This window comes from Candidatus Hydrogenedentota bacterium (assembly GCA_016791475.1).
Lineage (GTDB): Bacteria > Hydrogenedentota > Hydrogenedentia > Hydrogenedentales > JAEUWI01 > JAEUWI01.
Map to the genome: position 1 here is coordinate 1 of JAEUWI010000252.1, position 681 is coordinate 681.

The following is a 681-nucleotide window of genomic DNA, read 5'->3' on the forward strand; positions in this document are numbered from 1 at the left end:
GGCGTGCGCCCGGCTGCGATGATCCCGGTCGCCGCGCGCGAGGGTGCAAACATCGTCACGCGCGCCGCCGCCATGTCCTGGTATCAGGGGCCGACGCTGCTTGCAGCGCTCGATGCCTTTGCGCCGAAGGCACGCGCTGTCGAGCGTGCTCTTCGCCTGCCCGTGCAGGACATCTACAAGTTCGATCAGCGCCGGATCGTGGCGGGCAAGGTCGAGAGCGGCCGTATCAAGGTCGGCGACACGATCGTTTTCTCCCCGTCGAACAAGACGACGCGCGTGCGCTCGATCGAGCAATGGAGCGCGGTGCCGGGATTCGTGCCGCCGCAGTCGGCGGAAGCCGGCCAATCTGTGGGAATAACGACCGAAGACGAGATCGTTGTCGAGCGTGGCGACGTGATCAGCCATGCCGGCGACATGCCGTTCGAGACGGACGTGTTCCGCGCCCGCCTGTTCTGGCTTGGGCGCGAGCCGCTTGAGGCTGGTCGACGCATGACGTTGCGAATCGGCACGCAGGCGATGCCCGTTGTCGTGCAGGAAATCGGCCGTATCGTCGGCAGCGGGGACCTGAGCGAGCGTGCGGGAACTCGCATCGAATCGTTCGACGTCGCCGAGATCGTGCTGCGCGCCTCGCGCATCGTGGCACTGGACGGCTATTCCGCGAACGCGGCAACCGGACGATTC

1 protein-coding gene is annotated in these 681 nt (G+C 66.5%); it reads left to right on the forward strand.

Features of this window, described 5'->3' with window-relative positions:
• Nucleotides 1–681 (forward strand): adenylyl-sulfate kinase (locus JNK74_29045; GenBank protein MBL7650228.1); only part of this gene is annotated, 681 nt, incomplete at both ends.